The 18,782-nt window shown below is 71.5% G+C and carries 20 protein-coding genes; 11 read left to right on the top strand and 9 right to left on the bottom strand.

Features of this window, described 5'->3' with window-relative positions; all coding sequences use genetic code 11:
* The first annotated feature begins 4 nt into the window (after nt 1-4).
* The 5 genes from ybeY to era all read left to right on the top strand — a co-directional run bounded on the left by ybeY (nt 5) and on the right by era (nt 4,094).
* Nucleotides 5-502: an rRNA maturation RNase YbeY gene (gene ybeY / locus ACFWFZ_RS12680; RefSeq protein ID WP_387120778.1), complete on the top strand. Its 498-nt coding sequence runs from the start codon at nt 5-7 to the stop codon at nt 500-502.
* On the top strand, nt 499-1,803 hold the full coding sequence (locus tag ACFWFZ_RS12675) for a hemolysin family protein (protein WP_387120775.1): 1,305 nt from the start codon (nt 499-501) through the stop codon (nt 1,801-1,803). The genes ybeY and ACFWFZ_RS12675 overlap by 4 nt, the downstream gene beginning before the upstream one ends.
* Nucleotides 1,800-2,153: an MmcQ/YjbR family DNA-binding protein gene (locus ACFWFZ_RS12670; RefSeq protein ID WP_387120772.1), complete on the top strand. Its 354-nt coding sequence runs from the start codon at nt 1,800-1,802 to the stop codon at nt 2,151-2,153. The genes ACFWFZ_RS12675 and ACFWFZ_RS12670 overlap by 4 nt, the downstream gene beginning before the upstream one ends.
* A gap of 59 nt (nt 2,154-2,212) precedes the next feature.
* Nucleotides 2,213-2,569, top strand: coding sequence for a cytidine deaminase (locus ACFWFZ_RS12665; protein ID WP_387120769.1), 357 nt, complete (start codon nt 2,213-2,215; stop codon nt 2,567-2,569).
* Nucleotides 2,570-3,143: 574 nt separating this feature from the next.
* Complete coding sequence (gene era, locus ACFWFZ_RS12660) at nt 3,144-4,094, top strand: GTPase Era (protein WP_364845441.1); 951 nt, start codon at nt 3,144-3,146, stop codon at nt 4,092-4,094.
* Nucleotides 4,095-4,137: 43 nt separating this feature from the next.
* Here the strand turns inward: era and ACFWFZ_RS12655 are convergent, their stop codons facing one another.
* From ACFWFZ_RS12655 to ACFWFZ_RS12635, 5 genes are all read right to left on the bottom strand, one after another.
* A complete protein-coding gene (locus ACFWFZ_RS12655) occupies nt 4,138-4,839 on the bottom strand; it encodes an SAM-dependent methyltransferase (protein WP_387120766.1) in 702 nt (233 codons plus the stop codon).
* A 99-nt stretch (nt 4,840-4,938) separates the two neighbouring features.
* Nucleotides 4,939-5,595, bottom strand: a complete 657-nt coding sequence (locus ACFWFZ_RS12650; RefSeq protein WP_387120763.1) for an SMI1/KNR4 family protein — start codon at nt 5,593-5,595, stop codon at nt 4,939-4,941.
* Nucleotides 5,592-6,419 carry a GNAT family N-acetyltransferase gene (locus tag ACFWFZ_RS12645; protein ID WP_387120760.1) on the bottom strand — a complete coding sequence of 276 codons (828 nt, stop codon included), beginning with the start codon at nt 6,417-6,419 and terminating at the stop codon, nt 5,592-5,594. Before ACFWFZ_RS12645 ends, ACFWFZ_RS12650 begins: the two co-directional genes overlap by 4 nt.
* Before the next feature lie 27 nt (nt 6,420-6,446).
* Nucleotides 6,447-6,716: a protealysin inhibitor emfourin gene (locus ACFWFZ_RS12640; RefSeq protein WP_030027862.1), complete on the bottom strand. Its 270-nt coding sequence runs from the start codon at nt 6,714-6,716 to the stop codon at nt 6,447-6,449.
* Nucleotides 6,717-6,725: 9 nt separating this feature from the next.
* Nucleotides 6,726-7,799 (bottom strand): M4 family metallopeptidase, encoded by a 1,074-nt coding sequence (locus ACFWFZ_RS12635; RefSeq protein WP_387120757.1) that lies wholly within the window; start codon nt 7,797-7,799, stop codon nt 6,726-6,728.
* 441 nt (nt 7,800-8,240) lie between these two features.
* On the opposite strand from ACFWFZ_RS12635, the gene leuA reads away from it, so the two are divergent.
* From leuA to ACFWFZ_RS12605, 6 genes are all read left to right on the top strand, one after another.
* A complete protein-coding gene (gene leuA / locus ACFWFZ_RS12630) occupies nt 8,241-10,004 on the top strand; it encodes a 2-isopropylmalate synthase (protein ID WP_387120754.1) in 1,764 nt (587 codons plus the stop codon).
* A 431-nt stretch (nt 10,005-10,435) separates the two neighbouring features.
* On the top strand, nt 10,436-11,131 hold the full coding sequence (locus tag ACFWFZ_RS12625; protein ID WP_387120750.1) for a TerB family tellurite resistance protein: 696 nt from the start codon (nt 10,436-10,438) through the stop codon (nt 11,129-11,131).
* A 536-nt stretch (nt 11,132-11,667) separates the two neighbouring features.
* Nucleotides 11,668-13,209, top strand: coding sequence for a nucleobase:cation symporter-2 family protein (locus tag ACFWFZ_RS12620; RefSeq protein ID WP_387120746.1), 1,542 nt, complete (start codon nt 11,668-11,670; stop codon nt 13,207-13,209).
* 92 nt (nt 13,210-13,301) lie between these two features.
* Nucleotides 13,302-14,048 carry a DNA repair protein RecO gene (recO, locus tag ACFWFZ_RS12615; RefSeq protein ID WP_136230740.1) on the top strand — a complete coding sequence of 249 codons (747 nt, stop codon included), beginning with the start codon at nt 13,302-13,304 and terminating at the stop codon, nt 14,046-14,048.
* A gap of 11 nt (nt 14,049-14,059) precedes the next feature.
* The gene (locus tag ACFWFZ_RS12610) at nt 14,060-14,881 is read left to right on the top strand and encodes an isoprenyl transferase (protein WP_387120742.1); all 822 of its coding nucleotides are present in this window, start codon (nt 14,060-14,062) and stop codon (nt 14,879-14,881) included.
* Between the two features lie 49 nt (nt 14,882-14,930).
* Nucleotides 14,931-15,467: a YcxB family protein gene (locus tag ACFWFZ_RS12605; protein ID WP_387120739.1), complete on the top strand. Its 537-nt coding sequence runs from the start codon at nt 14,931-14,933 to the stop codon at nt 15,465-15,467.
* Here the strand turns inward: ACFWFZ_RS12605 and ACFWFZ_RS12600 are convergent.
* The 4 genes from ACFWFZ_RS12600 to ACFWFZ_RS12585 all read right to left on the bottom strand — a co-directional run bounded on the left by ACFWFZ_RS12600 (nt 15,464) and on the right by ACFWFZ_RS12585 (nt 18,664).
* Complete coding sequence (locus tag ACFWFZ_RS12600) at nt 15,464-15,895, bottom strand: Fur family transcriptional regulator (protein ID WP_387120736.1); 432 nt, start codon at nt 15,893-15,895, stop codon at nt 15,464-15,466. The two genes, ACFWFZ_RS12605 and ACFWFZ_RS12600, sit on opposite strands and share 4 nt — an antisense overlap.
* A gap of 83 nt (nt 15,896-15,978) precedes the next feature.
* Nucleotides 15,979-16,842 (bottom strand): metal ABC transporter permease, encoded by an 864-nt coding sequence (locus tag ACFWFZ_RS12595; RefSeq protein WP_387120733.1) that lies wholly within the window; start codon nt 16,840-16,842, stop codon nt 15,979-15,981.
* Entirely contained in the window at nt 16,842-17,660 is an 819-nt protein-coding gene (locus ACFWFZ_RS12590) for a metal ABC transporter ATP-binding protein (protein ID WP_387120730.1), read from the bottom strand. The genes ACFWFZ_RS12595 and ACFWFZ_RS12590 overlap by 1 nt, the downstream gene beginning before the upstream one ends.
* On the bottom strand, nt 17,660-18,664 hold the full coding sequence (locus tag ACFWFZ_RS12585) for a metal ABC transporter substrate-binding protein (RefSeq protein WP_387120727.1): 1,005 nt from the start codon (nt 18,662-18,664) through the stop codon (nt 17,660-17,662). Before ACFWFZ_RS12585 ends, ACFWFZ_RS12590 begins: the two co-directional genes overlap by 1 nt.
* Nucleotides 18,665-18,782: the final 118 nt, after the last annotated feature.

Here is an 18,782-nt window from a genome sequence, read left to right as displayed (position 1 = left end):
CACCATGTCGATCGACGTCAACAACGAGTCCGGAACCGAGGTCGACGAGCGGGCGATCCTCGACATCGCCCGCTACGCGCTCACCCGGATGCGGATCCACCCGCTCTCGGAGCTCTCCGTCATCGTCGTCGACGAGGCCGCGATGGAGCAGCTCCACATCCAGTGGATGGACCTGCCGGGCCCGACCGACGTCATGTCCTTCCCGATGGACGAGCTCCGTCCGCCGGCGAAGGACGAGGAGGAGCCCCCGCAGGGGCTCCTCGGCGACATCGTGCTCTGCCCCGAGGTCGCGAAGAAGCAGGGTGAGGAAGCCCCGACGCAGCACTCCATGGACGAGGAGCTCCAGCTCCTGACCGTCCACGGGGTGCTGCACCTGCTCGGCTACGACCACGAGGAGCCGGACGAGAAGGCCGAGATGTTCGGCCTCCAGGCGGCCATCGTGGACGGCTGGCGCGGTGAGCGCGGGCTGACCGGCCCGTCCCCGGCTCCCACCGTCTCGTGAGCGCCCCGCAACTGATCACCGGCGCGGTGCTGCTGGTGGTCGTGGCCTGGTTCGCGGCGTGCGCGGAGTCCGGCATCGCCCGCATCTCGATCTTCCGTGCCGAACAGGCCGTACGGGAGGGCAGGCGCGGCAGCGAGAAGCTCGCCCAGGTCGCCGGCGACCCCACCCGCTACCTCAACGTGGCGCTGCTGGTCCGGGTCACCTGCGAGATGGCGGCCGGGGTCCTCGTCACCTACGTCTGCCTCGACGAGTTCGGCGAGAACTGGACCGCCCTGCTCGTGGCCATCGCCGTCATGGTGCTGGTCTCCTTCGTCGCCGTGGGCGTCTCCCCCCGTACGATCGGCCGCCAGCACCCGCTGAACACGGCGACGGCGGCCGCGTACGTCCTCGTACCGCTCGCCAGGATCATGGGACCGATCCCGCAGCTGCTGATCCTCGTCGGCAACGCGCTCACGCCCGGCAAGGGCTTCCGCAAGGGACCCTTCGCCTCCGAGGCCGAGCTGCGGGCGATGGTCGACCTCGCCGAGAAGGAATCGCTCATCGAGGACGACGAGCGCCGGATGGTGCACCAGGTCTTCGAACTGGGCGACACGCTCGTGCGCGAGGTGATGGTGCCGCGCACCGACCTGGTCTGCATCGAGCGCTACAAGACGGTCCGCCAGGCGACCACGCTCGCCCTGCGGTCGGGCTTCTCGCGCATACCGGTCACCGGGGAGAACGAGGACGACATCGTCGGGATCGTCTACCTGAAGGACCTGGTCCGCAAGACGCACATCAGCCGCGACGCCGAGACCGACCTGGTGTCGACGGCGATGCGGCCGGCTGTCTTCGTGCCGGACACCAAGAACGCGGGCGACCTGCTGCGCGAGATGCAGCAGGTGCGCAACCACGTGGCCGTCGTGATCGACGAGTACGGCGGCACGGCCGGCATCGTCACCATCGAGGACATCCTCGAGGAGATCGTCGGGGAGATCACGGACGAGTACGACCGGGAGCTCCCGCCGGTCGAGGACCTGGGCGAGGACCGCTACCGGGTCACGGCGCGCCTCGACATCACCGACCTCGGCGAGCTCTTCAAGGTCGATGCGTTCGACGACGAGGACGTCGAGACGGTCGGCGGACTGCTGGCCAAGGCGCTGGGGCGGGTGCCGATCGCGGGCGCCTCGGCGGTGGTCGAACTGCCCGACGGGCGTCCGCTGCGGCTGACGGCCGAGTCGCCGGCGGGCCGGCGGAACAAGATCGTGACGGTGCTGGTCGAACCGGTGGCCGCGGTGGATGCCGCGGGGGAGGAGGGGGAATGACCCCGGCGCAGCTGCGGCGGTTCCTGCTGGGTTTCAACGCGGCGGTGGAGGAGTTCCCCTTCACGCCCGAGACCTCGGTGTTCAAGGTGAAGGGCAAGATGTTCGCGCTCAGCGCGCTGGACGCCGAGCCGCTGAAGATCAACCTCAAGTGCGAACCGGAGCAGGTGGTGCGGCTGCGCGAGGAGCACGAGGCGATCGCGCCGGGCTACCACATGAACAAGCGGCACTGGAACACGGTGACCGTGGGCGGGATCCCCGACGCGCTGCTGCGCGAGCTCGTCGAGGACTCGTACGACCTGGTGGTCGCGGGGCTGCCGCGGGCGGAGCGCCTGAAGCTCGACCGGCCCTGATCCGGGCCCCGGCGGGGTCGTTGCGCTGCCCGGGCGGGGGGCTCCCTATGCTTTCGACCATGACGGAGAGCACCGGGATCGACCCCGAGGACAGCAAGATCATCACGCTGGCGCGCAGCGCCCGGGCCCGCAACGGGGTGCCCGAGGGGGCGGCGGTGCGGGACGAGACGGGACGGACGTACGTCGCGGGGACGGTGGAGCTCGACTCCCTGAAGCTGAGCGCGCTGCAGACCGCGGTCGCGATGGCCGTGGCCAGCGGGGCGCGCTCCCTGGAGGCCGCGGCCGTCGTGAGCGCGGCCGAGACCCCGGCGGAGGCCGACCGCGCGGCCGTCCGCGACCTCGGCGGCCCGGACACCCCGGTCCTCCTGGCGGCCCCGGACGGCACCCTGAGGTCCACGACCCCCGCCGGGTCCTAGGTCCTGTCTGGAGTTCCAGCGCGGGAGAAGGAGCGGCGTCCGGCACGCGCCGGCACGCCGAGAGCACGCACCGGACGCCGCTCCTGACGGGCAAACGCTGCCTGGCGCGGCACTAGCCTTCCGGCGGGGGCGCCGACGAGCCGCCCGCAGCCCCCCGGCGCGGTGCCGACGAGCCCGGGCCACGCCACCCGCGGTGCCCGGGCGCATCCAGCCTCGCCCCTGCGGGGCACGCCCATGGCCGGCCGCGGCCCGGCAGTCCCAGCCTCTCCGGGGTGTAAGGCGCGGGGTGTCCGGGGCGGCGCCCGGCAGCGGCGCCGCGGCGCGAAGCTCCCGGTCCGGGCCGGGACCGCGGGCTCACCGGGCTGCCCGCCGAACTGCCGCGGGGTCAGGAGGTACGCCTCGCAACCCGCTGGGGCGGCCCGCCCGGCGCGGAACGTTCCAGGTCACGGTGGCCGCGCGGGCCGACGGAACCACAGCTCAGGGCCGTGCGGCCTACGCCGCGCACCCGCCGCTCGCGGCCGTGCTCGCCGCCGTCGCGCTGGTCTGGTCGGCGCTGGGAGCCGCATCGGGGAGAATGGCCCGTATGAGCGATCGTTCCCCCGAGTCCACCGCCCCGCACCGTGCGGGCTTCGCCTGCTTCGTCGGCCGTCCCAACGCCGGCAAGTCGACCCTCACCAACGCACTCGTGGGCACCAAGGTCGCGATCACCTCCAACCGGCCGCAGACCACCCGCCACACCGTCCGCGGCATCGTGCACCGCCCCGACGCGCAGCTCGTCCTCGTCGACACGCCCGGCCTGCACAAGCCGCGCACCCTGCTCGGCGAGCGCCTCAACGACGTCGTGCGCACCACCTGGGCCGAGGTCGACGTGATCGGCTTCTGCCTGCCGGCCGACCAGAAGCTGGGCCCCGGCGACAAGTTCATCGCCAAGGAGCTCGCGGGGATCAAGAAGACCCCCAAGATCGCCATCATCACCAAGACCGACCTCGTCGAGTCGAAGGTGGTGGGCGAGCAGCTCATCGCCGTCCACCAGCTCGCGGAGGAGCTGGGCTTCGAGTGGGCCGAGATCGTCCCCGTCTCGGCGGTCGGCGACAGCCAGGTCCAGCTGCTGGCCGACCTGATCGCGCCGCTGCTGCCCGAGAGCCCGCCGCTGTACCCGGAGGGCGACCTCACCGACGAGCCCGAGATGGTCATGGTCGCCGAGCTGATCCGTGAGGCCGCGCTGGAGGGTGTACGCGACGAACTCCCGCACTCCATCGCCGTGGTCGTCGAGGAGATGATCCCGCGCGAGAACCGCCCGGCGGACCGCCCGCTGCTCGACATCCACGCCAACGTCTACATCGAGCGGCCGAGCCAGAAGGGCATCATCATCGGCCCGAAGGGCTCCCGCCTGAAGGAGGTCGGGATGAAGTCGCGCAAGCACATCGAGGCGCTGCTCGGGACCCCCGTCTTCCTCGACCTCCACGTGAAGGTCGCCAAGGACTGGCAGCGGGACCCCAAGCAGCTCCGCAAGCTCGGCTTCTGACCGGCCCCGGCTCCGGCCCCCTGACTCCCTGAAGGGACAGCCCTCAGGCCACGCGCCGTACCTTCAGCACGTTGTCGGGGCGGGTCCCGGGCCGGCCCTCGGGGTCGGTCATGGGCTGGACGTGCTCCGCCGCGGTCAGGACCTTCCAGCCGCCCTCCGGCAGCTCCAGCTGCGCGAGGACCTCCTGCGGGGTCGGGAAGTGGATGTCCGCGAGGGCCTCCGGGTTCCACGACGGCCCTCCCGCGTGGCCCACCACGAGGAGGGTCCCGCCGGGGGCCACCGCGGCGGCGGCCCTGCGCAGGATCCGCTCGCGCGGGAACTCGCCGTAGCTGTGCAGGAAGCACGCCGAGACGAGGTCGAACTCCCCCTCGGGGAAGGACTGCGCGAAGTCGTGCTGCTGCCAGTCGACGAGGTCGGCGACCCCCGCCTCGGCGGCGTGCTCGGCCGCGCGGCCGAGGGCCACCTTCGAGATGTCGGTGGCGGTGACCCGCCATCCGCGGCGGGCCAGCCAGACGGTGTCCGCGCCCTCCCCGCAGCCGAGGTCGAGCGCCCGGCCGGGGGCGAGGTCCTGGGCCTCGCGGACCAGGAGGGCGTTCGGATTGCCGCTCCAGATGCGGGTGCTCTCGCCGTAGCGCTCGTCCCAGAACTCCTCGCCGCCGGCGACGGGGCCGTTCTCGTTCTCCGGCGCGCTCGCGTGCTCGTGCTCGTGCGCGTGCTCGTGCGTGTGGTGGTCGTGCTGGGTCATGGGGGCCTCTTCCGCTCGGCGTCTCGTGCCCCCGATGCTGCGCCCGACCCGCCACCACTGGCAAACATTGTTGCCGACTCGGCAAACTGCGCCCGGTGGTCAGAGGGGCGCAGGCCGGCCCCAGTCGGGTCCGAGCAGGCGCTCGTGGCCGGTCAGGCCCATGTCCCGCCATTCCCGGAAGGTCAGCGGGGGCGCCCCGCTGGGGTGGTCGAAGGAGAGCGGCACGATCCGGTCACAGGTCGCCCGGCCGTCCCACCACACCGTGTCGGCCAGCGGTCCGCTGAGCACCAGCAAGGTGCGGAAGCCGCAGCCGTTCTCCTGCAGTACGACGGCGCCCGCCGTCTTGCGGTCCTGCCACCCCTCGCCCTCCTCGTCCCAGCGCGCCCAAGCCTCGGCGTAGGCCCGGTCGTCCGCGAAGTCCGCCGACTGCGGCTCCCGCGCCCACTGCTCGTCGTCCTCGGCCTCGTAGGAGTCGGGGTGCGGGAACGGCAGCGGCAGCAGGTCGCGCCGCGTCTCGTGGTTCGCGTCCCACCACCAGCCCTCCGGCCCGCGCCGGAGCCGGCGTATGCGTCCGCCCCCGGCGCTCACCTCCCGCAGGTACGTGCGGTAGCCGGGCGGGAAGCGCACGGTCAGGTCCCGCTCGGCCTCGGCCACCTCGGCCTCGGACAGCGGGGCCGACGCCGGGGGTGCGTCCGCCGGTCCCGTCTGTCGATCGAAACGGCCGCGGCGCCGCAGCAGCCGGAACCAGTCGGTCATGCCGCGGGCTCCGCCGGCGGCTCCGCGATCAGGGCCGTGCCCACCCGGCGGAAGCCGGCGCGGGCGTAGATCCGGGCCACGTCCTCGTCGCCCGCCGAGAGGAAGACCGTACGGGCGCCCCGTGCGCGGGCCTGCGCGACCAGGGTCGCGGTGACCCCGAGGGCCAGGCCCTGACGGCGGGCGGACGGGAGGGTGCCGACGCCCACGACCTCGGCGACATCGCCGACCGGGTTGAACATGCCCGAGCACAGCACCACGCCGTCCCGCACCGCCGCGGCCATCCCCGAGGTGCCCGCCGCGAGCTTCTCCGAGACGCTCGCCCGGCGGGTCTCCACCGACGGGTCCGCCAGCGCGGCCGCCAGCTCCGCAGGACCGGCCTCGCCGACGGCCGTCCCCGGGTCCGCGAAGGCGAGTGCCGGGACCGTCAGCGCGGCCGCCAGCAGGGGATCCTCGGCGCCGAGCAGCCGCACCTCCGGGTGCGGGGGCAGCTTTTCGCCGGCCTCCAGCACCATCAGCGGGTGTTCGTGGACGTGGAGCCGCGCCGCCTCCGCCGCGGCGCGCAGCGCCGGGCTGGTCTCGGCGACCCACTCGAAGGCCTCCGGGACGCCGAGTTCGCGCTGGCGGGCGAGCACCCGCTCCACGTCGGCGGCCGTCGCGTCGGAGCCGCCGAGCGCGGGCCGCGCGTAGTACGGCCAGCCCGCGCCCTCCTGGACGAACAGGGTCAGCGGCCCGAAGTCCTCGGCCCGGGCGCCGCCCACCCGCGGCACCGTGTCGTAGTACCGCTCCAGCTCGGACAACGTCGAATCGATCATGGGATTGGTCATCCGGCCATCCAAGCAAAGGGGCGTCGCTCAGGCACCTTCTTTCAGGACCCGTGAGATCAGCGCCCGCTGGGCCTCCGACAGGCGCGGCTCGGCGCAGGAAACCGTCCGCCCGTCCACCGTGATCCGGTACGAGAAGCCGTCCCGAACCCGGTCCGCCGGGTCGCCCGGCGGACCGGGCCGCAGCGCGAGTTGGGCCAGGGCCTGCCACTCCTCCTCGTCCGGCAGGCCCGAGGTGTCCACCTCGGCCCGGCGTTCGATGCCCGCGAAGCCGCCCGTCCGTACCACCTGAATCCGCATGGGAGCTGTCTACCCCGCGAGCGGGACGCCCACGGCCGACCACGCCTTCTGGAGTGCCTGGTGCTCCGCGCCGCCCTCCCCGTACCGGGTCGCGGCGGCCGCCGTCGAGAGCCGGGCGAAGTCCGCGAAGTCCGCCTTCGGGGTGAGGTCCCCGCCGGTGAGGGTGTCGTACCAGACCTGTCCGGCGCGCTCCCAGGCCTTGCCGCCGAGTTCGGTCGCCGCGATGTAGAAGGCGTGGTTGGGGATGCCGGAGTTGATGTGGACCCCGCCGTTGTCGCTGTGGGTGTTCACGTAGTCGTCCATGGTGGCCGGCTGCGGGTCCTTGCCGAGCTCGTCGTCGTCGTACGCCGTGCCCGGCGCCTTCATCGAGCGCAGCGCGACCCCGGTCACGTTGGGGCCGAGCAGTCCGGCGCCGATCAGCCAGTCGGCGTCCTCGGCCGTCTGTTCCAGCGAGTACTGCTTGATCAGTGAGCCGAAGACGTCCGACATGGACTCGTTCAGGGCGCCGGACTGGCCGCGGTAGCGCAGGTTCGCCGTGTACTGGGTGACACCGTGGGTCAACTCGTGTCCGATGACGTCCACCGACACGGTGAAATCGAGGAAGAGGTCCCCGTCCCCGTCGCCGAAGACCATCTGCTGGCCGTCCCAGAAGGCGTTGTTGTAGTCCTCGCCGTAGTGGACGGTGGCGTCCAGCGGGAGTCCGGAATCGTCGATCGAGCGGCGCCCGAAACCCTTCAGGAACAGCTCGTAGGTCGCACCGAGCCCGGCGTAGGCGCGGTTGACGGTGGCGTCCTTGCTCAGCGGGTCGCCCTCCTCGCGGACCTTCGTCCCGGGGAGCTGCGTGCGGTGCCGGGCGTCGAAGACCGTCCGCTGCGGGTCGTCGCCGGCCGGCGCGGCGAGCGTGGCCGCGATCCCGCGCACGGCGGTCACCTGGCGCCGGGTGCGCAGCAGGGAGTCACGTTCGAGGGTGCGCTGGGCGAGGTCGGCGCGCCGGGTGTTGCCGGACAGCGCGGCCCTGTCGAGGAGGTGGGGCGGCACGACCGTGCAGAAGACGGGGTGGCGGTGAGTGTGGGAGGCATCCATGCCCGGCAATGTGGCACCGAGTCACCGTGATGTCACTAGGCGCAACCATGATTCATTCGGTTGTGTCACGTCCCGCCGCTGCAGAAACGTGCCTGGCCGGGGTGAGACCTTCGCGGCGGGCGCGGTGGTCCGACCGCACGGCCGGTCCGGGCGTCCTTCGAGGGATCGCCTCGACGCGTGCGGAGTGAACGAGGCTTAGCTCACATTTGGTGCAAATCGGACGCATGGGTCTTGCATACTGGAACAGGTCCTCGCGTTACGGCGCGGCTCGGCTAGGCTCGGCCCATCATGCGTTTCGGGCTGCTTCTTCTCCTTAGCTGCCGCGGCGAGGGTCTGTAGTCGTAGGCCGGCCCCCTCCCCGCGGAGTTTGGTGTTGCGGTTTTCACTACCGCCGTCGGCCGTCCCAGCGAACTACCGCGGACACGCGAGGAGCCCAACGCCATGAGCCAGCAGCCTTTTGTCGGTCGCCCCACGCCCATCACGAACGCGACGCACTCCCAGAAGCCCTCCGGGATGCCGATCCACAAGTACGGCTCCTACGAGCAGGTGGACATCCCGGACCGCACCTGGCCCGATGCCCGCGTCACCAAGGCCCCCCGCTGGCTCTCCACCGACCTGCGCGACGGCAACCAGTCCCTGATCGACCCGATGACCCCCGCCCGCAAGCGCGAGATGTTCGACCTGCTGGTGCGCATGGGCTACAAGGAGATCGAGGTCGGCTTCCCCTCCTCCGGCGAGACCGACTTCGCCTTCGTGCGCTCCATCATCGAAGAGGGCGCGATCCCGGACGACGTGACCATCTCCGTACTGACCCAGGCCCGCGAGGACCTGATCGAGCGGACCGTCGAGTCCCTGGTCGGCGCCAAGCGCGCCACCGTGCACCTGTACAACGCGACCGCGCCGACCTTCCGCCGGGTCGTCTTCCGCGGCTCCAAGGAGCAGATCAAGCAGATCGCGGTCGACGGCACCCGCCTGGTCATGGAGTACGCCGAGAAGCTGCTGGGCCCGGAGACCACCTTCGGCTACCAGTACAGCCCGGAGATCTTCACCGACACCGAGCTGGACTTCGCCCTGGAGGTCTGCGAGGCCGTCTGTGACGTCTGGCAGCCGGCCGAGGGCCGCGAGATCATCCTGAACCTGCCCGCCACCGTGGAGCGCTCCACGCCGTCCACCCACGCGGACCGCTTCGAGTGGATGGCCCGCAACCTGACGCGCCGCGAGCACATCTGCATCTCCGTCCACCCGCACAACGACCGCGGCACCGCCGTCGCCGCCGCCGAGCTGGCCCTGATGGCCGGTGCCGACCGCATCGAGGGCTGCCTGTTCGGGCAGGGCGAGCGCACCGGCAACGTCGACCTGATCACGCTGGGCATGAACCTGTTCTCCCAGGGCATCGACCCGCAGATCGACTTCTCGCAGATCGACGAGATCCGCCGCACCAGCGAGTACTGCAACCAGATGCCCGTCCACCCGCGCCATCCCTACGCGGGCGACCTGGTCTACACCGCCTTCTCCGGCTCCCACCAGGACGCCATCAAGAAGGGCTTCGACGCCATGGAGGCCGACGCGGCCGCCCAGGGCAAGACGGTCGACGACATCGAGTGGGCGGTCCCGTACCTGCCCATCGACCCCAAGGACGTCGGCCGCTCCTACGAGGCGGTCATCCGGGTCAACTCGCAGTCCGGCAAGGGCGGCATCGCGTACGTCCTGAAGAACGACCACAAGCTGGACCTGCCGCGCCGCATGCAGATCGAGTTCTCCCGGATCATCCAGGCCAAGACGGACGCCGAGGGCGGCGAGGTCACGCCGAAGGCGATCTGGGACGTGTTCTCCGACGAGTACCTGCCCAACCCGGAGAACCCGTGGGGCCGCATCCAGCTGCGCTCCGGCTCGACGGCCACCGACAAGGACGGCACCGACACGCTGACCGTCGAGGCGGTCGTGGACGGCGTCGAGACGGTCCTGAGCGGCACCGGCAACGGTCCGATCTCGGCCTTCTTCGACGCGCTGGCCGGCATCGGCGTCGACGCCCGCCTGCTGGACTACACCGAGCACACCATGAGCGAGGGCGCGTCCGCCGTGGCCGCCTCCTACATCGAGTGCGCGATCGACGGCCGTGTGCTGTGGGGCATCGGCATCGACGCCAACACCACGCGCGCCTCCCTGAAGGCGGTCATCTCCGCCGTCAACCGCGCGGGCCGCTGACCGCTCGCAGGTGAACCCCGCTCCTCCCGCCGGAGGGGCGGGGTTCCGCCGTTCCCCGCCTCCGCGGCGGCGACCACCGCCCGGCTGCCGTCCGGATCGCAGACGCCACCGCGCACCGCGGTGATCGCGTGGCCCTCGGCGGCCGGATCCGTACGCGCGCCTCCCCCCCCGGGACCGTTGACATCGGCCGCGGCCACCCGGGCCCCGGAGCGGGCCACAGCACGGCCGCGGCCCGGCCGGACCTGCTCGCAGCCCGGTCCCCGCGGACGATCTCGCGTGCACGCGGCAGACCCCTGGCGGAACCGGGGGTGCAGATCGGCCAACTCCCCCGCGGGGGCATGTTGTCTTGTCGCACGACTGACGCATCCTCACCGATGTGGCTAACATCACGCCAAGCCGGCGATGCCGCCGGACGACCACGGAGGTGCGACGTGCTGCCAGTTCGGGGTGGGGACGGCCGGAAGCTGACGGCCTGGGGCATCCGTACCACCTGGAGCACCGTGGGTGACGGGGAGTTCTTCTGCCCGGACTGCGGTGGGGACCGCAACTACCGCAGGCGCACCGGCCGCCGCCGGTTCACCGTCCTCGGGGTGCCGCTGCTGCCGCGCGGGCAGGCGGGGCCCGTCGTGGAGTGCCAGGGCTGCCGCGCGCGCTTCGGCACCGACGCCCTGGACCACCTCACCACCACCCGGTTCACCGCGCTCCTGCGGGACGCCGTGCACACCGTGGCGCTGGCCGTGCTCACGGCTGGCGGGACGGCCTCGCGCAGCGCGCTGGAGGCCGCCGTGTGCGCCGTACGGGCCGCGGGCTTCCAGGACTGCACCGAGGGGCAGCTGGAGTCCCTTGTGGAGGCGCTGTCCACGGACGAGGGCCGGCTCGGGCTGTACGACATCCCGGAGTGCTGCGGAGCCGCGCTGTCGATAGAGCTCCACGAGGCCCTGGAGCCGCTCGCCCCGCACCTGGCCGGCCCCGGCCGGGAGTCGATCCTGCTCCAGGGCGCGCGGATCGCCCTCGCGGACGGCCCGTACATCCCGGCCGAGCGCGAGGTGCTCGCCACTGTCGGGTCGGCGCTGCGGATCGGGGCGGACGAGGTGGCCCGGCTGCTGTCGGCGGTGCGCGCGCCCTGAGGGGGCCGGCGCCGCCCGGAACCGTCCGGAAGCGGCCGGTCAGACGTAACGATCCAGCCTCGCGGGGGGCCGAAATCTCGCCTGGTGAACAGTTGGGGAACGGTGGAGTCTGTGACTCCGGGCCCGTTCCGGCCGCCCGCGGGGGCGCCGGGACGGGCCCTTCCCTTGTGCGTCACCGAAGGGCCGCACAGCACGTCGTGGCAGCTCATGGCCGGTGCGGTCCGCTCTCGCACGGCCCGAACGCCCTCCTGCGGAAGGTCCGGCTCATACCCTCGCGCCGCTTCCTCCGCCACTGGAGAAATCCACAGATCTGAGGCCAGGTATGGTCAACAGTTTGTAGAAGTCGACGATATCTGTGAGGCCTCCCACAGGCGTTCAATTCCGGTCACACGCCGAGAAGCCGCCGCCCCGCACAGCGGGACTTCGACCCACGTGAACGTACTGAAAACCCTGGCGAACCAACGGGTTAACGACCCACTTCGCCCAGGGACAACCAGATCTCCTCTCACTTACCTACCTCGAAGGGCAAGGCTGAGATGGCACGTGTCGCCGCCCGGCTTTCCACCGACGGAAAGCAGAGCACGCACCCGGTCGACGAGGTGCTCCCCCTCCCCAAGCTCGCGCTGTACGGCTTCCAGCACGTACTCGCCTTCTACGCCGGCGCGGTGATCGTCCCGATCATCGTGGGCAGCGCACTCAAGCTGAGCCCTGAACAGCTGGTCTACCTGATCAACGCGGACCTCTTCACCTGCGGCATCGCGTCGATCATCCAGGCCTGGGGCATCGGCCGGATCGGCGCGCGGCTGCCGCTGATCCAGGGCGTGACCTTCACCGCCGTGTCCCCGATGATCGCCATCGGCCTCGGAGCCGGTGGCGGAACGGCCGCCCTGCTGGTCATCTACGGCGCGGTCATCACCGCCGGTATCGCCACCTTCGCCTTCGCCTGGCTGCCCGCCAAGGCGTTCCGGATGGTCATGCGGCTCTTCCCGCCCGTCGTCACCGGCACGGTGATCACCGTGCTGGGCATCGTCCTGATCCCGGTCGGCCTCAACGACGCCGCCGGCGGACTCGGCAGCCCCGACTTCGGCGAGCCCAAGAACTTCGCCTACGCCGGCGGCACGATGCTCTTCATCCTCGTCCTGATGAAGCTCGGCAGGCCGTTCCTCTCCAGCATCGCGATCCTCCTCGGCCTGGTCGCCGGCACCGGGGTCGCCTTCCTCCTCGGCGACGCGAAGTTCGGCGACGTGGGCACGTCCGACTGGATCGGCGTCACCACGCCCTTCCACTTCGGCGTCCCGAAGTTCGAGTGGTTCCCGATCGTCCTGATGCTCATCGTGATGCTGATCACCATGGTCGAGACGACCGGTGACACCTACGCCGTCGGCGACATCGTCGGCAAGGAGGTCGACAGCGAGACCGTGGCCCGCGCCCTGCGCGCCGACGGCGCCGCCACCGCGCTCGGCGGTGTCCTGAACTCCTTCCCGTACGTCGCCTTCGCCGAGAACGTCGGCCTGGTGCGGATGACGAAGGTGAAGAGCCGCTTCGTGGTGGTCGCCGCCGGTGTCTTCATGATCGTCCTCGGTCTGCTGCCGAAGGCCGCCGCGATCGTCGCCGCCGTCCCGCACGGGGTCCTCGGCGGCGCCGCGACCGTCATGTTCGCCATGGTCGCCCTGGCCGGCATCCAGACCCTGGGCAAGGTGGACCTCAAGGAGGAGAAGAACTCCCTGATCGTCGGCGTCTCCCTCGCCTTCGCCCTGCTCCCGGCCACCGTGCCGGCCTTCTTCAGCAAGCACATGGACGCGGACCTGTCCTCGCTGCTCAACAGCGGTGTCACCCTCGGCGCCACGGCCGCCATCGTGCTCAACCTCATCTTCAACGGCCTGGCGAAGGACGACGCCCACGACGCCCCGGAGGCGGGAGCCCGGGCCCTCGGCGCGGCCGGGGCCGACACGGCGCCCGGCTCCGACGCCTCCGCCCCCGAGGTCCCCGCGGCGGTGCCCGCCCAGGCCGCCGCCCCGGCCCCCTCCGCGGAGAAGGCGGACGACGCCGACCCCACGCCGTCCCCGTCCGCTCCCTGACCCCCAAGGGGTGCCGACCCCTCGCCCGGGCGACGTCCGGGCGAGGGGTCATCGCTGTCTCCGGGTGGTTCCCCGTACGGGACAATGGGCGCATGAGTCTGTTCCGCGACGACGGCATCGTGCTGCGCACCCAGAAGCTGGGTGAGGCGGACCGCATCATCACGCTGCTGACCCGGGGCCACGGCCGGGTACGGGCGGTCGCCCGCGGGGTGCGGCGCACGAAGTCCAAGTTCGGTGCCCGGCTGGAACCTTTCTCCCATGCCGACGTGCAGTTCTTCGCCCGCGGCAGCGACCTGGTCGGCCGCAGCCTGCCGCTCTGCACCCAGACCGAGATCATCGCCCCGTACGGCAACGGCATCGTCACCGACTACGCCCGCTACACCGCCGGCACCGCCATGCTGGAGACCGCCGAGCGGTTCACCGAGAACGAGGGCGAGCCCTCCGTGCAGCAGTACCTGCTGCTCGTCGGAGCCCTGCGCACGCTCTCGCGCGGCGAACACGAACCGCACCTCATCCTGGACGCCTTCCTGCTGCGCTCGCTCGCCGTCAACGGCTACGCGCCCAGCTTCGAGGACTGCGCGAAGTGCGGGATCCACGGCCCCAACCGGCACTTCTCCGTCGCCGCGGGCGGGGTCATATGCGGGGACTGCCGCGTGCCCGGCAGCGTCGTACCCTCGTCGGAGGCCATCGCCCTGCTCAGCGCCCTGCTGACGGGCGACTGGGGGCATGCCGACGCGTGTGAGGCGCGTCACGTGCGGGAGGGCAGCGGGCTGGTCTCCGCCTATTTGCACTGGCATCTGGAGCGCGGGCTACGCTCCCTGCGATACGTCGAGAAATAGGAGCTGGGCACATGGCACGACGCGGGATTCTGGGACGCTCTCGCCGGGAGTACAAGGTTCCCGAGCCGCACCCCTCCGGTGCGGTCCCGCCGAAGATTCCCGGCGAGCTGGTCCCGAACCACGTCGCCGTCGTCATGGACGGCAACGGCCGCTGGGCCAAGGAGCGCGGCCTGCCCCGCACCGAGGGGCACAAGGTCGGCGAGGGCGTCGTGCTCGACGTGCTCAAGGGCTGCCTGGAGATGGGCGTCAAGAACCTCTCCCTGTACGCCTTCTCGACGGAGAACTGGAAGCGCTCGCCCGAAGAGGTCCGCTTCCTGATGAACTTCAACCGCGACGTCATCCGGCGGCGCCGCGACGAGATGAACGAGCTGGGCATCCGTATCCGCTGGGTCGGCCGCATGCCGAAGATGTGGAAGTCGGTCGTCCAGGAGCTGCAGGTCGCGCAGGAGCAGACCGTCGACAACGACGCCATGACCCTGTATTTCTGCGTGAACTACGGCGGCCGCGCGGAGATCGCCGACGCGGCGCAGGCCATCGCGCGCGATGTGGCCGCGGGCAGGCTGGACCCGGCGAAGGTCAACGAGAAGACCTTCGCCAAGTACATCTACTACCCGGACATGCCGGACGTCGACCTGTTCCTGCGCCCGAGCGGCGAGCAGCGCACCTCCAACTACCTGCTCTGGCAGAGCGCGTACGCCGAGATGGTCTTCCAGGACGTGCTGTGGCCGGACTTCGACCGGCGCAACCTCTGGGCGGCGTGCCTGGAGTACGCCCAGCGCGACCGCCGCTTCGGCGGCGCCGTCCCCAACCAGCCGGAGGGCTCCGCCGGCTGACGGCGGCACCTGGCCGCCCGACTCCGCCCCGCCGGTAGGGTCCGCTGTCATGAACACGGATGAGGATCATGGACAGCGGACCGAGCAGGCCGCCTTCGTCTACCGGCTGACGCTCGCCGACCTGCAGGGGGTCGTCCGGGTGCGTGCCCGGCGGACGGGGGCGGGGCGTGCGGAGACGTTCCTGCCCCCGCTGATGACCACGGTCGTCGTGGTGGCGTTCGGCCTGTTCCGCGGGTTCCTGCCGGTTGTCCTCGCGGTCAGCGCGGTGCTGGGACTCGGCGCGGGACTCTTCGGTGCCGTACGGGGCCGACGCGGCATGGCGCGTCGGCTGCACGCGGTGTGGGCTGCGTACGGGCAGTGCCGCACGGTGGTGGACGACCAGGGCACCGCGACCACGGGCGAGACCATGTCGTACACGTCCGACTGGAAGCTCTTCACGCACTACGCCGAGACGCCGGAGCTCTTCGTCCTGGTCGGGGGCCCGCGCGCGAGCTGCCTCGCGGCGGTGCCGAAGAGGGGAGCCGAGGAGCCCGCAGACGTCGACCGCCTGCGCGCGATCCTGGAACGGAACCTGCGCCGCCTCTAGGCCGTGGCCGCCGCGCAGTCGGCGCAGGTGCCGAAGATCTCCACCGTGTGGGCGACGTTCACGTAGCCGTGCTCGGCCGCGATGGACTCCGCCCACTTCTCCACGGCCGGGCCCTCCACCTCGACGGCCTTGCCGCACTTGCGGCAGACCAGGTGGTGGTGGTGATCGCCGGTGGAGCAGCGGCGGTACACGGACTCGCCGTCGCTGGTGCGCAGGACGTCCACCTCGCCCGCGTCCGCGAGGGACTGGAGGGTGCGGTAGACGGTGGTCAGGCCCACGGAGTCACCACGGTGCTTGAGCATGTCGTGGAGTTCCTGGGCGCTGCGGAACTCGGCCACCTCGTCCAGCGCCGCCGCCACTGCGGCTCGCTGCCGGGTGGATCGTCCTCGTACTGGCGCGGTATTCATCTCGCCAGGCGCAGTCGCCACCGGTTCCTCCTCGTGTAGGCCTGCGGCCATTGTGCCAGCCCTGCAGAAGGAGTCCGGCGGATCACCGTCCGCCGGGCACCCCACTAGACCTTCACATCGTCGCGCGTGCAGACCTCTTCGACGGCCAGGGCGGCTTTGGCCCGGCGGCGGGCCAGGGGGGCGGAGAGGGCGGTCAGCGCCATGAAGACGCCGATCGCGAGCAGCACGATCGTCGCGCCCGAGGGCACGTTGATGTAGTAGGTGGCCGCCGTGCCGGTCAGGGAGACGGTCACGCTGATGGCCATGGCCAGGCCCAGCGTGGTGGCGAAGCTGCGGGTGAGCCGCTGGGCGGCGGCGACCGGGATCACCAGCATCGCGCTGACCAGCAGCAGGCCGACGATGCGCATGGCGACGGTGACGGTGACCGCGGCCGTGACCGCGATCAGCAGGTTCAGGGCGCGTACGGGCAGCCCGGTGACCCGGGCGAACTCCTCGTCCTGGCACACGGCGAAGAGCTGCCGGCGCAGACCGATCGCGACGGCGAGGACGAACGCGGCCAGCAGCGCCATCGCGGTCACGTCCTCGGTGGCGACCGTGGTGATCGAGCCGAACATGGAGCCCAGGAGGCTGGCCGTCTGGCCGCCGCCGAGGTTGATGATCATCACGCCGCCGGCGAGGCCGCCGTAGAAGAGCATGGCGAGGGCGACGTCGCCGCTGGTCCTGCCGCGGGCCCGGATCAGCTCCATGCCGACGGCGCCGACGACGGCGACGAGGGTCGCCATCCAGACCGGGCTGGTCTGGAGCACGAAGCCGAGGGCGACACCGGTCATGGCGACGTGGCCGAGGCCGTCGCCCATGAGCGCCTGTCGGCGCTGGACGAGGTACGTGCCGATGGCGGGGGCCGTGATGCCGACCAGGGCGGCCGCGATCAGCGCTCGCTGCATGAAGGCGTAGTCGAGGATGTCCATCAGCTCAGCAGTCCCGTCCGCAGGGGCTCGGCGTCGTGCGCCGCGTGGGGGTGTACGTGGTCGTGGCCGGGCAGGGCGTGCTGGCCCACGGCCTCCGGCGGCGGGCCGTCGTGGACGACGCAGCCGTCGCGCAGCACGACGGCGCGGTCGATCAGGGGCTCCAGCGGGCCCAGCTCGTGCAGGACGAGCAGGACGGTGGAGCCGGCGGCGACCTGTGCGCGCAGGGCGCTCGCCAGGACCTCCTGGTTGGCGAGGTCCACGCCCGCCATCGGCTCGTCCATGATCAGCAGATCGGGTTCGACGGCGAGCGCCCGGGCAATGAGGACGCGCTGGTGCTGGCCGCCGGAGAGGGCGTCCACGGAGACGTCGGCGTGCGCGTCCATGCCGACCAGGGCCAGGGCCTGCTCTATGGCCTCCTTGTCGGCCTTGCGCAGGAGCCCGAAGCGGGAGCGGGCGAGCCGGCCGGAGGAGACGACCTCGCGGACGGTGGCCGGGACGCCGCCGGCGGCGGTGGTGCGCTGGGGGACGTACCCGATGCGCGACCAGTCGCGGAAGCGCTTGAAGTCGGTGCCGAAGAGGCTGAGGGAGCCGTCGGACAGCGGGACCTGGCCGACCACGGCGCGGACGGCCGTGGACTTGCCGGAGCCGTTGGCTCCGAGCAGGGCTACGACCTCACCGCGCTGGACGGTGAGGTCGATTCCGCGCAGCACGGGGCGCGAGCCGAGCGAGGCCTTGGCCCCGCGCAGGGATATGACGGGCCGGTCGTCGGCCGGTCGGGGCGGGGACTGCATGGCTCGCGCCTCCGTTGCTGCTGTCATCACTTGGCTCCGAGTGCCTTCTGGAGGTTCTTGAGGTTGGACCGCATGACCTCGAAGTAGTCGGCGCCCTGGGACTTGTCGGTGATGCCCTCGAGGGGGTCGAGGACGTCGGTCTTCAGGCCGGTGTCCGTGGCGAGGGTCCTGGCCGTCTTGTCGCTGGCCAGCGTCTCGAAGAACACCGTGGTGACATTGTCCTTCTTCGCGACCGCCTGGAGGTCCTTCATCCGGGCCGGGCTCGGCTCGGACTCGGGGTCGACGCCGGAGATGCCCTCCTGGTCGAGGCCGTAGCGCTCGGCGAGGTGGCCGAAGGCGGAGTGGGTGGTGATGAAGGTCCGGGAGGCCGTGTCCTTCAGGCCGTCCTTGAACTCGGTGTCCAACGCGGCCAGCTTGCCGACCAGTTCGTCGGTGTTCTTCTTGTAGTCCGCCGCGTGGCCGGGGTCGGCCTTCTCCAGGGCCGCGCCGACGCCCTTGGCGATCTCCGCGTACTTGACGGGGTCGAGCCAGACGTGGGGGTCGGTGCCGCTCTCGCCGTGGTCGTGGCCCTCCTCGCGCTCCCCGGCGCCCTCACCGGCGTGCTCGTCGCCCTCCTGGTGGGCGTGGCCCTCCTCGCCGTGGCCCGGCTCCTCGCCCCGGGCCTCCAGTTCGGTGAGGGTGGCGGCGTCGACGATGTTCTTCACGCCGGACTGGGCGACGGCCTTGTCGACGGCCGGCTGCAGGGTCTTGAGGTAGAGGACCACATCGGCCTCGCCGAGCTGCGCGGTCTGCTGGGGAGTGATCTCCAGGTCGTGCGGTTCGACGCCCGGCTTGGTCAGCCCGTCGACCTTCACGTGCTCCTTGCCGATCTGCTCGGCGACGAACTGCAGGGGGTAGAACGACGCCGTGACGCCGAGCTTGCCGTCCTTGCCGGCGACGGCACCCGCTCCGGAGCAGGAGGTCAGGGCCGTGGCGCCGAGGGCGACGGCGCCGGCGAGGGCGGCGGTGGGTATGAGGCGTCGTACGTTCATGACATCCATTTTCATCAAAGATGGAAACGATTGTCAAAAACCCAGGTGGGAGGGCCGGGTGGGCGGGCGTTGAAGGGGAACCGATTTGAAAGGGGGGGTGCGGGCGCCGGTAATCTAG

Source organism: Streptomyces sp. NPDC060232, assembly GCF_042726555.1.
Lineage (GTDB): Bacteria > Actinomycetota > Actinomycetes > Streptomycetales > Streptomycetaceae > Streptomyces.
The sequence above is the reverse complement of the archived record's forward strand: the minus strand, read 5'-3'. Positions and strand labels throughout refer to the sequence as shown.

Excerpts from the sequence above, each read along its gene's own strand:
- ACFWFZ_RS12665 (WP_387120769.1), top strand. The coding sequence starts at position 2,213 with ATGACGGAGAGCACCGGGATCGACCCCGAGGACAGCAAGATCATCACG.
- ACFWFZ_RS12590 (WP_387120730.1), bottom strand. The coding sequence starts at position 17,660 with ATGACAGCAGCAACGGAGGCGCGAGCCATGCAGTCCCCGCCCCGACCG.
- ACFWFZ_RS12605 (WP_387120739.1), top strand. The coding sequence starts at position 14,931 with ATGAACACGGATGAGGATCATGGACAGCGGACCGAGCAGGCCGCCTTC.
- recO (WP_136230740.1), top strand. The coding sequence starts at position 13,302 with ATGAGTCTGTTCCGCGACGACGGCATCGTGCTGCGCACCCAGAAGCTG.
- leuA (WP_387120754.1), top strand. The coding sequence starts at position 8,241 with ATGAGCCAGCAGCCTTTTGTCGGTCGCCCCACGCCCATCACGAACGCG.
- ybeY (WP_387120778.1), top strand. The coding sequence starts at position 5 with ATGTCGATCGACGTCAACAACGAGTCCGGAACCGAGGTCGACGAGCGG.
- ACFWFZ_RS12650 (WP_387120763.1), bottom strand. The coding sequence starts at position 5,595 with ATGACCGACTGGTTCCGGCTGCTGCGGCGCCGCGGCCGTTTCGATCGA.
- ACFWFZ_RS12610 (WP_387120742.1), top strand. The coding sequence starts at position 14,060 with ATGGCACGACGCGGGATTCTGGGACGCTCTCGCCGGGAGTACAAGGTT.
- ACFWFZ_RS12640 (WP_030027862.1), bottom strand. The coding sequence starts at position 6,716 with ATGCGGATTCAGGTGGTACGGACGGGCGGCTTCGCGGGCATCGAACGC.
- ACFWFZ_RS12655 (WP_387120766.1), bottom strand. The coding sequence starts at position 4,839 with ATGACCCAGCACGACCACCACACGCACGAGCACGCGCACGAGCACGAG.
- ACFWFZ_RS12595 (WP_387120733.1), bottom strand. The coding sequence starts at position 16,842 with ATGGACATCCTCGACTACGCCTTCATGCAGCGAGCGCTGATCGCGGCC.
- ACFWFZ_RS12635 (WP_387120757.1), bottom strand. The coding sequence starts at position 7,799 with ATGGATGCCTCCCACACTCACCGCCACCCCGTCTTCTGCACGGTCGTG.
- ACFWFZ_RS12585 (WP_387120727.1), bottom strand. The coding sequence starts at position 18,664 with ATGAACGTACGACGCCTCATACCCACCGCCGCCCTCGCCGGCGCCGTC.
- era (WP_364845441.1), top strand. The coding sequence starts at position 3,144 with ATGGCCCGTATGAGCGATCGTTCCCCCGAGTCCACCGCCCCGCACCGT.
- ACFWFZ_RS12645 (WP_387120760.1), bottom strand. The coding sequence starts at position 6,419 with ATGACCAATCCCATGATCGATTCGACGTTGTCCGAGCTGGAGCGGTAC.
- ACFWFZ_RS12670 (WP_387120772.1), top strand. The coding sequence starts at position 1,800 with ATGACCCCGGCGCAGCTGCGGCGGTTCCTGCTGGGTTTCAACGCGGCG.
- ACFWFZ_RS12620 (WP_387120746.1), top strand. The coding sequence starts at position 11,668 with ATGGCACGTGTCGCCGCCCGGCTTTCCACCGACGGAAAGCAGAGCACG.